Here is a 13720-nt window from a genome sequence, read left to right as displayed (position 1 = left end):
CAAAAAATTCACATACCTCCCTTGACATTGAAAATTAGATATGTTACATTACAAATAGAACAGTGAGGTGGTGAATATGTCAGCAACAAAGAGAGATTATTATGATGTGCTGGGCCTCTCGAGAGATGCAGATGCCGCAGCAATAAAACGTGCGTATAGAAAATTAGCAAAGAAGTATCATCCGGATTCCAATCCGGGAGACAAGACTGCGGAGCAGATGTTTAAGGACGTGAATGAGGCATACGACGTCCTGAGTGATCCGAAGAAGAAGAAGCTTTACGACCAGTTCGGACATGCTGCCTTTGATGAGACCGCAGGTTACGGACAGGGCGCCGGAGCAGGTGCCGGTGGTTTTGGTGGATTCGGCGGTTTCGGAAACGGTGCCGGCGGAGCATACCGGTCCGGATCCTTCCGTTCCGGGGATGGAACGTATCATGAGTTCCATTTTGAGGGCGGCGACGGGGATGATATCTTCGGTGATCTGTTTGGAAATATGTTTGGCGGCAAAGGAAGAGCTGGCAGCGCTGGATTTGGCGGTTCCGGCTTCCATGGCTTTGGCGGCGGAAATGGATTTTCCGGTTCAGGATTTTCTGACCGCGGCAACGACTTAAACGCGGAGGTCCAGATAACCTTCGATGAAGCCGTTCATGGCTGCGAAAAGACCATCACAATCCAGAATCCGAACCAGCCGGGCAGCAGGCCGCAGACGTTGAAGGTTAAGATCCCAGCAGGCATCGAGACCGGAAAGAGCATCCGTCTTGCAGGTAAAGGAATGCCGGGAACCGGCGGCGGTGCTGCAGGTGATCTGCTTCTCAAGATCACAGTCGGCGAAAGACCTGGCTGGACGAGAAAGGGCATGGATGTCTACAGCGATGTGGAAGTTCCGTTCACCACGGCCGTCTTCGGCGGCGAGACTCTTGTCCGCACGTTATACGGGGATGTGGTCTGCAAGATCAAAGCCGGAACCCACTCCGGCACAAAGATCCGTCTCCGCGGCAAAGGTATCGTTTCCTTAAAAGACCCGTCACTCCACGGCGACCAGTACGCCGTCGTAAGGATTCAGGTTCCAGATGACTTAAGTCCGGAGGCAAAGCAGAAGCTTAAGGAGTTTGAGGAGATCTGCAGGCGGGATGGGAGATTCCATGCGGCATAAATAAAGAAAAATTAAAGAGATCCGGGATTCCATCATGCATGGATGGTCTCCCGGATCTTTTTGATGAATATGGATAATTATTTCCCAAAAGAATCAATGTATTCTCTCGCAGTGATCTGATCCAGATCAAAATTTTTACATATTTGTTCCAGAATAGTATCATCGCTTAAATGGAATTCTCTTCCCATGTGAATCATTGCTAAAGAAAAAAGAGCAGGACTCCCAAAATGGAATCCTGCTCTGATACAATTCACTCGGTTAATTATTTGATCACATGGATCCAGCCTTCCGGTGCCTCGATGTGGCCCATCTGGATGCCTGTTAATGTGTCGTAGAGCTTCTGGATCACCGGACCCATCTTCTCCATTCCGCTCGGGAAGCAGATCTCGTTGCCGTGGTCTACGATCTTGCCGACCGGGGAGATAACAGCTGCGGTACCGCAGAGACCGCACTCAGCGAAATCTTTTACTTCTGTAAACGGAACCGGACGCTCCTCTGTCTTTAAACCGAGGTAATGCTCAGCAACGTAGAGGATGGAGCGGCGTGTGATGGACGGAAGGATAGAGTCGGACTTCGGTGTTACGACTGTGCCGTCTTTTGTAACGAAGATGAAGTTTGCTCCGCCTGTCTCCTCAACATATGTTCTTGTAGCAGCGTCGAGATACATGTTCTCATCATAGCCCTGTTTGTGAGCATCAACGATGGCATGTAAGCTCATTGCGTAGTTTAAGCCGGCCTTTACGTGACCTGTTCCGTGAGGTGCTGCGCGGTCGAAGTCTGTGACACGGATTGTGATCGGCTTAGCGCCGCCCTTGAAGTACGGGCCGACCGGTGTACAGAACGCGCGGAACTGGTACTCGGTTGCCGGTTTCACACCGATAACCGGGTTTGTACCGAACATATACGGACGGATATAAAGAGTTGCGCCGGAACCATACGGCGGAACGAAATCAGCGTTTGCTGCAACCAGCTTTGTGATCGCGTCAATGAAGCGCTCCTTCGGGAACTGCGGCATCTCAAGTCTTGCTGCGGAGTTCATCATACGCTCAGCGTTTAAGTCCGGGCGGAAGGTTACGATGTGGCCGTCCTCCGTTGTGTATGCCTTTAAGCCCTCGAAGCAGGTCTGTGCATACTGGAATACACATGCACACTCGTTTAAGGTGATCATATCATCAGTTGTAAGAGTTCCCTCATCCCAGGAACCATCTTTGAAGTTGGATACATATCTGTAATCAGTTTTGATGTAACCGAATCCGATATTGGACCAGTCGATCTCTTTCTTTGCCATTGGAAATTCCTCCATTCTGCCGTCAGACCGGCATTGTATTTTTTGCCGCCGGGGTCAGGCGGTAATGTCTTTTTACTGCGGTACTGTTTCGATGCAATGTACAGTTACCGTGTTTTCTATTATAAGTATTTAAGATTTATCCTGCAAGTTCTTTATGGCAAAAAGATGAAAAAAATATGGGAAAATGGGAGAAATAATGCTACAATATAACTTTAAGGAATAAAGAATATTCCGCAGATTTATTCAGCATGCCCGCAGAGGCCAGGCGCCTGCCATAAGAGTGAGTGACGGAGATGGAACCGGGTGGATATGTGGCCGGAAGTTTTCGGGGCGGACAGCCGGATACCGGCGATATGCGGAAAAGAAAAAAGCTGGGGAAAGGCAGAAATAACAATGGAACAAAAGAAAAACAGACTGCACTATGCCTGGTTCATCCTTGCGGGCTGCTGCATCCTGCAGGGGGCGACTCTGGGACTCATCAACAACTGTGCCGGTGTCTTTTACTCCCCGATCTGCAAAGAGCTGGGATTTGAGCTGGGAAAACTTACGATGTACCGGATGCTCTACTGCATCAGCTCTGCTTTGGCGCTGCCATTTGTGGCGACAAGCTTTCGGAAACATGATGTGCGGATCGTGATCAGCATTGCAGCTGTCATATACGGAGGCTGCGCGGCCCTCATGGGTACCTTCCATGAACTGTGGCAGTGGCATTTGACAGGCATCATTCAGGGAATTGCCTCGTCCTTCGTCTGCATGATCCCGGCGCCGATCATTCTTGGAAACTGGTTTAAGAAAAAGACCGGAACGGCGGTGGGAATCTCCGCGGCGTTCTCCGGTCTCGTCGGCATGATCGGCAGCAGCTTTCTTGGAATGGCGATCCCGGCATTCGGATGGAGGGGGAGCTATGTGGCGGGTGGGATCGTCAGTATCGCGCTGGTCCTCCCCATCTCCCCGTTCGTTCTCCGCTGTAAGCCGGGAGAGATGGGACTTCTGCCTTACGGGGCAGAGGATGTGGAGCAAAGGGCTGTATCAGACGCATCAGCGCCCGCATCCGGGGAAAACGGGATTACGTTAAAAGAATTGCTGCGTCAGCCGGAATTTTATATTGCCGTGGGTGCATACTGGACCAGTGTGTCATGCGCGTACCTGAATTCCTTCCTGACGCCCTGTGGGATCGCAGCCGGCCTTACGCTGCAGGCAGCGGCCATGATGACGAGCATCTCCCTTCTCGGAAATATGTCCAGCAAGCTGATCCTCGGAAAGATCAGCGACAGCCTTGGGATCATCAGGACCTTTGAAGCTTCGATTGCGCTGGCGTTTCTTGGACATGTACTGCTGTTTGTCGGTTCTCCGGAGACGGTGATGGCGGGCGCCCTGTTTTTTGGTGTGACACTTCCCTTATCATCCGTCATGATGCCGCTGTTCTGCAGAATCTTCTGGAAGGGCGAGACCTACAGTACAGCATATGCCTATTCCACCATGGTGGGAACGCTTCTGGGAGCGCCCTTCAACATGTGGTTTGGAACCTTTTATGATATAACGGGAGATTACAGGCTGACCATTGGAGTGAGCGCAGCGATGCTTGTTATGTTGACCTTCCTTATCATTCTTGAGGGTGTTCGTCTGAAACGGGCGAAGTCCGGAAAGTCTCCTTCGCAAGCTCGATAAAGGCGTCCATCTCACCGGTGTGCCATTTGTCTTTGTGATAGAGGACCTGACGGTAGAGCTCCATATGGAAATCCTTTACCGGCAGGATCGAGAGAATACCGGATTCCACTTCATGCCTTACGGCAAACTCCGGGAGAAATGAGATCCCGGCATTCTGTTTTAACATATTGATAATGAATTCTGTGTTTCCAATTTCCAGGAAAGGCTTGATCTCCTTTCCGAGAGATGCCAGATACCGGTCAAGAACGAACCGGTAGCTGGCATTTTTTTCGGTCAGGAGGAATGGGTGGCTGATGACCGAGGCAAGGTCTGTGGAATCGTTTTTTGCCAGCGTGTGGACGGAGGAAGAGACAAAGGAGATATTTTCCGGCGCTTCCAGAACTTTTATAAAACGCTTGTCGTCAATGGGCTGGTCGAGGAGATAGACCAGATCGATAGAGTTCTTGTTCATGCGGTCCAAAAGAACATCCGGGGAGTCCAGAACGATGCTCACGGAGACGTTCGGGTAAAGCTGATGGAATTTCTTTAAAAGATCCGGAAAGATGGATTCACAGATGGATTCAATGGTTCCGATGGTGAGGTCACCGGAGAGCTCTGTGGAGGCGGAAACAGCTTTTTTCGCGTCGGCGACGGTGCCAAGGATCGTCACGGCATAGCGGTAAAAGATTTCCCCGTGATGAGTCAGGACCGTCTTTTTTCCGAGGCGGTCAAAGAGATGGATGCCGAGTTCCTCCTCTAACTGCTTGATCTGGACCGTGACGGCGGCCTGGGAATAGCCTAACGCCTCGGCGGCTTTTGAAAAACTCTGTTTTTGCGCGATCTGTAGAAACGTGCGGATCTCTCGAAGTTCCATGGCGGATTCCTTTCTTCTCTATAAAAATTTATAAACGATCTGTTTAAAACGTTCAATTTTACTTTTAGTACTTCTTATGATACGCTAAGAATATAGAAATTGCAAGAAAATAGCAGGATAGAATGCGAATTTTCAGGATGTGAGACTCGGAGTCATGAATGGCGGGCGGAAAAAGTGATCCGATCGGCAGAAAAGAACGGAGAAAGGACGGATACAATGGAGAAAAGCGATATCAGATATCGGGCATATGTGAGTATTCTGGAAGAGGAGCTGAAGCCGGCGATGGGATGTACGGAGCCGATCGCCATCGCTTACTGCGCGGCAGTCGCGAGAGAAGTGCTCGGCGGACTCCCGGAGAAGGTGAAGGTAGGAGCCAGCGGCAGCATGATCAAGAACGTAAAATCCGTGATCGTCCCGAATACGGATCATTTAAAGGGAATCCCGGCGGCGGCGGCGGCAGGAATCGTTGCAGGTGATCCGAAAAAGGAACTTGAGGTCATAGCGTCTGTTACAAAAGAGCAGATCACGGCGATGAAGGAATTCCTTCAGACGACCCCGGTGGAAGTGGAGCATATTGATAACGGCATCACCTTTGATATTATTGTGACACTGACACGCGGAACAGATACCAGCATGGTCCGCATCGCAAATTATCACACGAATGTGGTACATATTGAAAAGAACGGAGAAGTTATCAGGGATATCCCGGTGAATGGTGAGGAGGAGGAAGGTCTTACGGACCGCTCACTGCTCGATATGGAGCATATCTGGGACTTTATCCACACAGTGGATGTGAATGATATCAGAGAGGTTCTGGAGCGCCAGAAAACCTACAATATGGCGATCGCCAGAGAGGGAATGCGTGGGAAGTATGGATCCAACATCGGTGCACTTCTTCTTGATGTGAATGGAAATGATGTCCGTACACGGGCGAGAGCCATGGCGGCAGCCGGATCCGACGCACGAATGAACGGATGTGAGCTTCCGGTTATCATCAACTCCGGCAGTGGAAATCAGGGAATCACGGCTTCTGTTCCGGTCATCGTATACGCAACGGAGCTGGGAGTCGATGAGGATACCATGTACCGGGCGATGGCACTCTCAGATCTCACGACGATCCACCAGAAGACGCCCATTGGAAGACTATCCGCTTACTGTGGTGCAGTCAGCGCGGGCGCGGGTTCCGGAGCAGGGATCGCGTATCTCTCCGGAGCGTCCTATGATGAGGTGGTCCACACCGTGATCAATGCGGTCGCTATTATTTCCGGTATGGTCTGTGACGGCGCGAAAGCGTCCTGCGCGGCGAAGATCGCTGAGGCGGTGGACGCGGGGATCATCGGCTACTATATGGCAAAGCGTGGTCAGAACTTTGATGATGGCGACGGAATCGTGACGGCCGGGATTGAGGCGACGATCCGTAACGTGGGACGTCTCGCAAAAGAGGGAATGAAGGAGACGAATGATGAGATCATCAACATTATGATCGGGAGCTGAGGTCTGTCATCCCGTGGGAATTAAGATATGAAAGTATGGTTTCGGAGTGTTGTCCAGGTGACGGCACTCCGTTTTTGTTTGTAACTATGAAGGTACTGAATAATTACGTATAAGGTTTTTTCTGCGAGAAATAACCTTAGTTTGATAAAGAATAACAAAGAAGTAGAAAGATATAGCAAAAAATGATACATTATATACAAGAAAAGCCGCAGGAATGTGCGGCTTTCAGAAACTCTTTTCAGCAGCGATGCGCGGGAAGAGAGATAGAAAAATGAGGGAGGGAAGAACATGAGCTATGATATCAATCTGAAACATCTGGAATACTTCATCAAGGTGGCGAGACTTGGTTCCATCAACAAGGCAGCCCAGATGCTCTATGTTTCCCAATCCCATCTTGGAAAGATCATTCATGACCTGGAGGAGACCGTTGGAGCGCCGCTCTTAAACAGGAGCCGTCAGGGCGTGACGCTGACTCCCGAAGGAAATGAGTTTTTGGAGCGGTCGGTGCGGATCTTAAAGGAAATGGAAGGAATGCACCTGCGGCCTTTAAAGGAGATGGAGAAGACAGAGCCCCTGGCGGTGTCCATGACAAAGTTCTCCCATGTAATGGAGAGCTTTATCACTATCGTGAGACGTTACCAGGATCAGCCGGAATTCACCCACCGCCTGTATGAGGGGCAGTTGGAGGATGTCATCGAGGATGTGGTCTCCGGGCGGGCCGACATCGGAATTTTCCATTTCGACAGCCAGAGACATGAGGAGATCCAGGTGATGGCGGCGGCAAAAGGTCTTACATATCGGTTCCTCTCCTATGTGGAACCGCAGATCGTGATCTCAAAGGATCATCCGCTCGTCCGGGAGAAGAAGCCGATGACGAGGGAGAATCTTGCGAATTACGGATTTATCCGCTATATGGGGCTGTATGACGATATTCTCTCCAATATCCTCGGACCAAATGAGGATGGGGGAAGTACGGGAAAGAAGAAGGAGATTTATGTGACAGGGCGTGCGACGCTCATGAACCTGATCTCACAGACGGATTTTTACAGCATCGGAATTCATGACTTTGACAAGCAGCTGTCGGATTTCCGGGCAGTTTCCGTGCCGATTCCGGGGTGCGAGGTGAAGCTGGAATTCGGGTATGTGACACTTGCGGATGTGCCGATCTCCGGGATTGGGGAAGAGTTTTTGAAGGAAGTAAGAGAGCGGCTTGAGAGGGGACAGGACGTTTAAAATATGAGAAAATGCACGGAAAATGTGCTGATAAGAGTTTCCTGCAAAGTATGGAAAGTGCGGCAGCAGGAGTGGAAGGTCATAGAGGAAAGGAGTAAACAAAAGTTATGTTTCAGGATCTGATCAATGAGGCACTGGAAACGGGACGCCCATACATCAAAGAGGGAGAGGTTGCGACGTACATTCCGGAGCTTGGAAGAGCGGACAAGAATAAGCTTGGAATCAGTATTTTCTGCCGGGATGGAAGCCGGTTCTCTTGCGGGGATACGAAGGACCGGTTCAGCATCCAGAGTATTTCGAAGGTTATCAGCCTTGCAGTAGCACTTGAGGTCTGCGGGTTTGACATGGTGTTTGAGAATGTGGGGATGGAGCCGTCGGGGGACGCGTTCAACTCCCTGATCAAGCTTGAGGGATCCAACAGTCATCCATACAATCCGATGATCAATTCCGGCGCCATCGCAGTGGCGAGCTTTATCGAGCCGAAGGTATCGTTTGGGGAGATGCTGGAGCTTGCGAGGTGTTTCTGTCAGGATGACGGGATCGTTCTGGATGAGAAGGTCTACCGCTCGGAGATGTCGACGGTGGCGAGAAACCGCGCCATCGCCTACCTTTTAGAGAGCAAGGGCGTGATCAGGGGAAATGTGGAGGAAGCACTGGATTTCTATGTGAAAATGTGCTCGCTGAGCGTCACGGCGGAAAGCCTTGCGGGATTGGGACTTCTGCTTGCAAACGATGGAGTGGATCCGTCCGGAAAGCGGCTGTTGAATTCCGATACCGTGAGAGTCGTGAAGACGATCATGCTGACCTGCGGCATGTATGACGGGTCCGGGGAATTTGCGGTCCGCGTGGGAATTCCTTCTAAGAGCGGTGTCGGCGGCGGGCTGCTGTCTGTTGTTGACGGGAAGATGGGGATCGGAATCTATGGTCCGTCCCTGGACGCAAAGGGAAACAGCATTGCGGGGAGAAAGATCCTGCAGTTCCTTTCCTCACAGATGAAATTGCATATTTTTGCGAAGAAGGACTGAGCAGTTTTTTGATGAAGGGTAACAGTTCATCAGGTTACGATGAAAGTATGAAAGTGGTACGGGAACCCAGAGGAAAAAGGGCAGACGGAAACTTTCTTCTTTAGAAAAAAATTAGGAAGGGGAGGTATTAAGAGAGAAAATCAGGCAGAAGTTTGGGCTGATGATCACGCAAAGATGCAGGTTGCCGCAAGCGACCGCGCCCGGCACGAGAATGTGTCGAGGTACATTCTTCTTCGGGGATAATGAAATGTGTGGTCCTGGCAAAATTTCCTGGCAAAATGATTGTAAATACGGGTAACTTACAGTAAAATTTTGGGGTAACAAAAAAAGAAAAAAGAGGGGTAACAACACATGTACGATTTGTATGGGGCACTGATCGGGAATCTCAGTAATTATCTTTACACATACATCCTGATCATCTTACTTGTTGCAGGCGGAATCTACTTTACGGTCCGCACAAAGTTTGTTCAGTTCCGCTATTTAAAGGAATCTTTGCGGGTCGTTCTCGCACCGAGTGAGGATGACAAGGCGATCTCGTCCTTTCAGGCACTCATGGTTTCGACGGCATCCCGTGTGGGAACCGGAAATATCGCAGGCGTATCTACTGCGATCTGTCTCGGCGGACTCGGATCATTATTCTGGATGTGGCTCACAGCGCTTCTGGGAATGTCTACTGCTTTCGTGGAGGGAACTCTGGCTCAGATCTACAAGCGCCGTTCCGATGACGGCGGCTGCTACGGCGGTCCGTCCTACTATATCGATCAGGCAACCGGAAAACACTGGCTCGGAATCCTGTTTGCAGTGTTCATGATCCTGACCTACATGGTCGGCTTCAATCTGGTTGCATCCTTCAATATCGCAGATGCATTCCGTGTCATTCCGGCATACTCCCAGAATGAAAACCTTGCAAAATGGATCATCGGCGGCGTGCTTGCAGTGTTATTCTTCGTCTGCATCAGCGGTGGTGGAAAACAGATCGCAGGGATCACGGAAAAGATCGTTCCGTTCATGGGATTCTTCTACATTGCGGTTGCCGTGTTCGTGATCGTGACCCATATCACACTTCTTCCAGGAGTGTTCGCAGAGATCTTCCGCAACGCGTTTGATGTGAAAGCAATTTTCGGCGGATTTACGGGGTCTGCGGTCATGCTTGGTATCAAGAGAGGTCTTTTCTCTAACGAAGCCGGTGTTGGTGCAGCTGCGTGTGCGGCTGGTTCCGCGGGTGTTTCCCATCCGGTAAAGCAGGGACTTGTTCAGGTGCTTTCTGTATTCCTTGATACCTGTATGATCTGTACAGCAACTGCGATGCTGCTGCTCTGCTCCGGTGTGGAGCCGGATGCGGATATGGCCGGAATGGCCTATGTGCAGGCGGCTATGAACAACACACTCGGCAAGTTTGGTGTTGTGTTTATTACAGTGTCCCTGTTCCTGTTTGCATTTACGACTCTGCTTGGAAACTTCTATTATGCGGAGACAGGGCTTGCGTATCTTTGCGGCATGACTCCATCTAATGGGGCAAAGTGGTGCATGAGGATCGTTGCTGCGGTGGTTGTGTGCGTCGGCGCTACGATGAAGCTTGGTATTGTCTGGGATACAGCGGATGTGCTGATGGGCTTCATGGCGCTGATCAATGTGCCGGTGATCGTTATTCTCCTGAAGCCGGTACTGCGGTGTCTTGAGGATTATACAGAGCAGAAAAAGGCCGGAAAGAATCCGGTGTTTAAGGCGGAGCATATTGGACTGAAGGAGAAGGTGGACTTCTGGAATTAGGGACGATATTTCCGGGAATGGAATTGGATATGGAAATGGATGAAGGGCAGCCGCAAGGCTGTCCTTTGTTTTTGGGATGGGAGCGACGATTTTGGAGAGAGTACGCTGCCGGTCTGAGCCTGGAGGCAGACCGGCAGCTGGGGGATGGCTAAATTACATAATCGTCCCCCGGCTGGCCATTCTGCACGAGGTCGGCGATGGTGACGCCATCTAAGTATTCGTTGACGACTTTGTCGAGACCCTGCCAGAGAGGGAGAGTTTTGCAGCTTCCCATTCTGGGGCAGTCGGTGCTGCCGGGCTCTAAGCAGGCTACCGGAGCCATGGAGTTTTCAGTGAGGCGAAGAATGCTGCCGACTGTGTACTGTTCCGGTGCTTTTGTGAGGCGATATCCACCGCCTTTACCGCGGACCCCCTCTAAGAGTTTTGCTTTTACGAGGACCTTGATGATGCCCTCGAGGTATTTTTCAGAAATTTCCTGTCTCGCCGCTGTATCTTTTAATGGAATATAGCCGTCGGTCTGGTGCTCCGCAAGATCGATCAGGACGCGGAGAGCGTAGCGGCCTTTTGTTGAAACCATCATAATCTGTATCCTCCCATGTTGCTGAATATTTTTGATCGTAATGTAAGTTTAACATTATTCCTATTATAATACAAGGTTTAAGGGAAATAAAGGGAATAAATCCAACGCCGTTGTGCAATATGCAGAGAAAATGAGAAAAAGTGCCATAAATAGTTTAAAGATTGACATACTTCATAGATATGTGTAGAATTTGATTAGTCATAACTAACTTAGCCATAACTAACTAAAATAATCAGGAGGCAATATGAAAAAGAAAATCAATCGAGTATCTGTTTGTGCAGTGGCTGCAGCAGCTAGCCTGTTTACAACGAGCTTTAGTGCAATGGGTGCTGGAGCAGGTGTCGGCGGATGGCGACAGGAGAATGAGAAGTGGAAATATTATGATGCATCCGGGATCTTGCTGACCGGATGGGTCAAAAACGGAAATGACTGGTATTATATTGATCCGTCAACTGGAGAGATGGTAACAGGATGGCTCCATACGGCGGATGGACATTGGTATTTTTTGAATAATCTAAGTGATGGGTTTAAGGGCCGCATGGTAACTGGCTGGCAATGGATCGATGGACGATGCTACTATTTTGAACCAGGCACCAACGGCCAGGGCAGTCTTTATACGGGCGGAAAGACACCGGATGGATACCTGGTCAATGCGGATGGCCAGTGGATCGATAAGAATGGAGAGATTCATGTTTCTGTAAATAAAGGATTTAAGACAAAAGAGGAGTCAGTAAAGACAAGCACCGTGAAAACGAGATATAGCGGCAGTTCTGGACGTTCCAACAGCGGATGGTCTGACAGCGATGACGATGACAGTGATGACAGAGATACTAGGCCAGTACAAACGGGAAGCAATGCGACCCCGGACAAGCCGGAGATTCCCAATAAACCGGATACCCCGGATCAGCCAGATACTCCAAGTAAGCCGGATACCCCAGACAAACCAGACACTCCAGAGCAGCCAGATACTCCGGATAAACCAGACACCCCGGATAAACCGGATACCCCAGACAAACCAGACACCCCGGATAAACCGGATACTCCAGACAAACCAGACACCCCAGATCAGCCGGGTACCCCAGAAGAAATAACAGTAGTGGGATACGAAAATCTGAAGGAAGTCAATGCGGAATATGGTGAAGATTGGAACCAGGTCTTAGAACGCCTTCCGCAGCAGATCACGCTAAAATTAAGTAACGGGGAAACGAGAGACGTGGATGTAACATGGCCGTCAAACCTGAACACATATCGTCCGGGAGAAGTAAAAATATATGGAAGATATGACCTGCCGGAAGATGTAAGGGGAGATAAACCGGAAGTTTCACTCACGATTATCGTAGCAGAAAAGCCGGAGGTGCCGGAGATCATCACGGCAGTTGGTTACGAAGTAATCGACGCTGTAACTGTAAAATATGGAGAAAGCAAAAATGGTATTTTAGAGGCGCTTCCAAATACGATCACATTGCTGCTGAGCAACGAGGAAAGCATTGATGTGAATGTTGAGGATTGGATGACCTCGAAAGTGAATACATGGGCAGCAGGTACATATTACGCTGAAGCACAGTACGAACTTCCGGAAAATGTTACAGGAGATAAGCCGGAAGTAAAGGCTGAGGTCATTGTAGAGGAAAAGAAAACTCCGGACATGGCACTGGATCAGCAGGATTACTACTATGACGAAAATCCGGTCATTACTTTAAAAAATATGAATTTCCCGGAAAAAGTGACAGTGACATATCTCAGTGATTATTCTGAAAAAGAATATACAGATGGAGTGGAGTACCGTTATGATAAGGAGAATGGAACGATTACTCTGTTTACACAGCAGATCTTAAAGAGAGACAGCGGAAGCTTATCTTCAGCTGAGTGGGTATATCTGAAAGTAAATGCAGGAGATCATTCAAAGTATATTACAGTAAGTTATAAAGCGAGCAAATCCGTATATGCTTATCCGACTAAATATGAAGATATCGAGACTGGTGCAACAGTAAAAGCAGAAGTGATCGGTCTTGAAAAAGCAGATTATGATGCTCTGAAGCTGTATGCAGGTGATCAGAAACTTACAGGAATTGAAGTAACAGAAGAACGTGTGGATGGTGAAATGTGCACATATATCAATATTCCGTATGCTGCTGTCAAAGACCATCTGGAAGAAAATGGTTCTGTTGTCCTGACAGGAAAGGTTCCTGGAGCAAAGGCATTTACACTTACTTTATCCTACAGGCACGAAACAGAAGCAAAAACATTAAATGCTGAAATTTCGGAAACAGAAGACGGCACGAAGTATGGTTATCCGATTTATCCGTACGGTGAGTACAGCAGCATAAAGATCAATATCAATGACAGTGAGCTGACCCTTGACAAGATTAAAAAAGAACTTCAGATCGATATGCAGAGCGAAGGGGAAGAGCGTTTTACAGTGCCGTCACCGATCGACAAGGAGACAGATTCTTCTAAGTATGGATATTGGAGTGTACAGAAAACAGCAGATGGTTTTAGAGTCCTTCTCCCGACAGATCAGTCAGAGGGAACGTTAAAATGGCAGATCAAGCCGGGAACAGATTATGACCGGTATGTGACAACGATCTATCTGAAACTTCCAGGGTATACAGAGACAGAACTGCATGTTGTACTGATGCCGTAAGTAGGGGAACAA

The 13720-nt window shown here is 49.3% G+C and carries 10 protein-coding genes; 7 read left to right on the top strand and 3 right to left on the bottom strand.

Features of this window, described 5'->3' with window-relative positions; genetic code table 11:
* Nucleotides 1-76: 76 nt before the first annotated feature.
* Entirely contained in the window at nucleotides 77-1153 is a 1077-nt protein-coding gene (locus FN001_RS13870; RefSeq protein WP_142412251.1) for a DnaJ C-terminal domain-containing protein, read from the top strand.
* A gap of 262 nt (nucleotides 1154-1415) precedes the next feature.
* On the opposite strand, the gene FN001_RS13865 is transcribed toward FN001_RS13870, so the two are convergent.
* Entirely contained in the window at nucleotides 1416-2441 is a 1026-nt protein-coding gene (locus FN001_RS13865; protein ID WP_142412250.1) for a branched-chain amino acid aminotransferase, read from the bottom strand.
* Between the two features lie 393 nt (nucleotides 2442-2834).
* On the opposite strand from FN001_RS13865, the gene FN001_RS13860 reads away from it, so the two are divergent.
* Nucleotides 2835-4109, top strand: a complete 1275-nt coding sequence (locus FN001_RS13860) for an MFS transporter (RefSeq protein WP_185911948.1) — start codon at nucleotides 2835-2837, stop codon at nucleotides 4107-4109.
* Here FN001_RS13860 and FN001_RS13855 read toward each other — a convergent pair.
* Entirely contained in the window at nucleotides 4045-4962 is a 918-nt protein-coding gene (locus FN001_RS13855) for a LysR family transcriptional regulator (protein ID WP_142412248.1), read from the bottom strand. The genes FN001_RS13860 and FN001_RS13855 overlap by 65 nt on opposite strands.
* A 216-nt stretch (nucleotides 4963-5178) precedes the next feature.
* On the opposite strand from FN001_RS13855, the gene FN001_RS13850 reads away from it, so the two are divergent.
* The 4 genes from FN001_RS13850 to FN001_RS13835 all read left to right on the top strand — a co-directional run bounded on the left by FN001_RS13850 (nucleotide 5179) and on the right by FN001_RS13835 (nucleotide 10484).
* Entirely contained in the window at nucleotides 5179-6456 is a 1278-nt protein-coding gene (locus FN001_RS13850) for an L-cysteine desulfidase family protein (protein WP_142412247.1), read from the top strand.
* Nucleotides 6457-6744: 288 nt separating this feature from the next.
* Nucleotides 6745-7689: a LysR family transcriptional regulator gene (locus FN001_RS13845; protein ID WP_142412246.1), complete on the top strand. Its 945-nt coding sequence runs from the start codon at nucleotides 6745-6747 to the stop codon at nucleotides 7687-7689.
* 107 nt (nucleotides 7690-7796) lie between these two features.
* A complete protein-coding gene (gene glsA, locus FN001_RS13840; RefSeq protein ID WP_142412245.1) occupies nucleotides 7797-8714 on the top strand; it encodes a glutaminase A in 918 nt (305 codons plus the stop codon).
* Between the two features lie 351 nt (nucleotides 8715-9065).
* Nucleotides 9066-10484: an alanine/glycine:cation symporter family protein gene (locus FN001_RS13835; protein ID WP_117470339.1), complete on the top strand. Its 1419-nt coding sequence runs from the start codon at nucleotides 9066-9068 to the stop codon at nucleotides 10482-10484.
* A 148-nt stretch (nucleotides 10485-10632) separates the two neighbouring features.
* On the opposite strand, the gene FN001_RS13830 is transcribed toward FN001_RS13835, so the two are convergent.
* Complete coding sequence (locus FN001_RS13830; RefSeq protein WP_118530538.1) at nucleotides 10633-11064, bottom strand: RrF2 family transcriptional regulator; 432 nt, start codon at nucleotides 11062-11064, stop codon at nucleotides 10633-10635.
* A 244-nt stretch (nucleotides 11065-11308) separates the two neighbouring features.
* On the opposite strand from FN001_RS13830, the gene FN001_RS13825 reads away from it, so the two are divergent.
* A complete protein-coding gene (locus FN001_RS13825; protein WP_142412244.1) occupies nucleotides 11309-13708 on the top strand; it encodes an N-acetylmuramoyl-L-alanine amidase family protein in 2400 nt (799 codons plus the stop codon).
* The last annotated feature ends 12 nt before the right edge of the window (nucleotides 13709-13720 follow it).

It is taken from the genome of Clostridium sp. Marseille-P7770, assembly GCF_902143525.1.
GTDB lineage: Bacteria > Bacillota > Clostridia > Lachnospirales > Lachnospiraceae > Pilosibacter.
Note: the sequence above shows the minus strand (reverse complement) of the source record. Positions and strands in the feature narration are given on the sequence as shown.

Coding starts and splice junctions, on each gene's coding strand:
- FN001_RS13870 (WP_142412251.1), top strand. CDS start 77: ATGTCAGCAACAAAGAGAGATTATTATGATGTGCTGGGCCTCTCGAGA.
- FN001_RS13865 (WP_142412250.1), bottom strand. CDS start 2,441: ATGGCAAAGAAAGAGATCGACTGGTCCAATATCGGATTCGGTTACATC.
- FN001_RS13860 (WP_185911948.1), top strand. CDS start 2,835: ATGGAACAAAAGAAAAACAGACTGCACTATGCCTGGTTCATCCTTGCG.
- FN001_RS13855 (WP_142412248.1), bottom strand. CDS start 4,962: ATGGAACTTCGAGAGATCCGCACGTTTCTACAGATCGCGCAAAAACAG.
- FN001_RS13850 (WP_142412247.1), top strand. CDS start 5,179: ATGGAGAAAAGCGATATCAGATATCGGGCATATGTGAGTATTCTGGAA.
- FN001_RS13845 (WP_142412246.1), top strand. CDS start 6,745: ATGAGCTATGATATCAATCTGAAACATCTGGAATACTTCATCAAGGTG.
- glsA (WP_142412245.1), top strand. CDS start 7,797: ATGTTTCAGGATCTGATCAATGAGGCACTGGAAACGGGACGCCCATAC.
- FN001_RS13835 (WP_117470339.1), top strand. CDS start 9,066: ATGTACGATTTGTATGGGGCACTGATCGGGAATCTCAGTAATTATCTT.
- FN001_RS13830 (WP_118530538.1), bottom strand. CDS start 11,064: ATGATGGTTTCAACAAAAGGCCGCTACGCTCTCCGCGTCCTGATCGAT.
- FN001_RS13825 (WP_142412244.1), top strand. CDS start 11,309: ATGAAAAAGAAAATCAATCGAGTATCTGTTTGTGCAGTGGCTGCAGCA.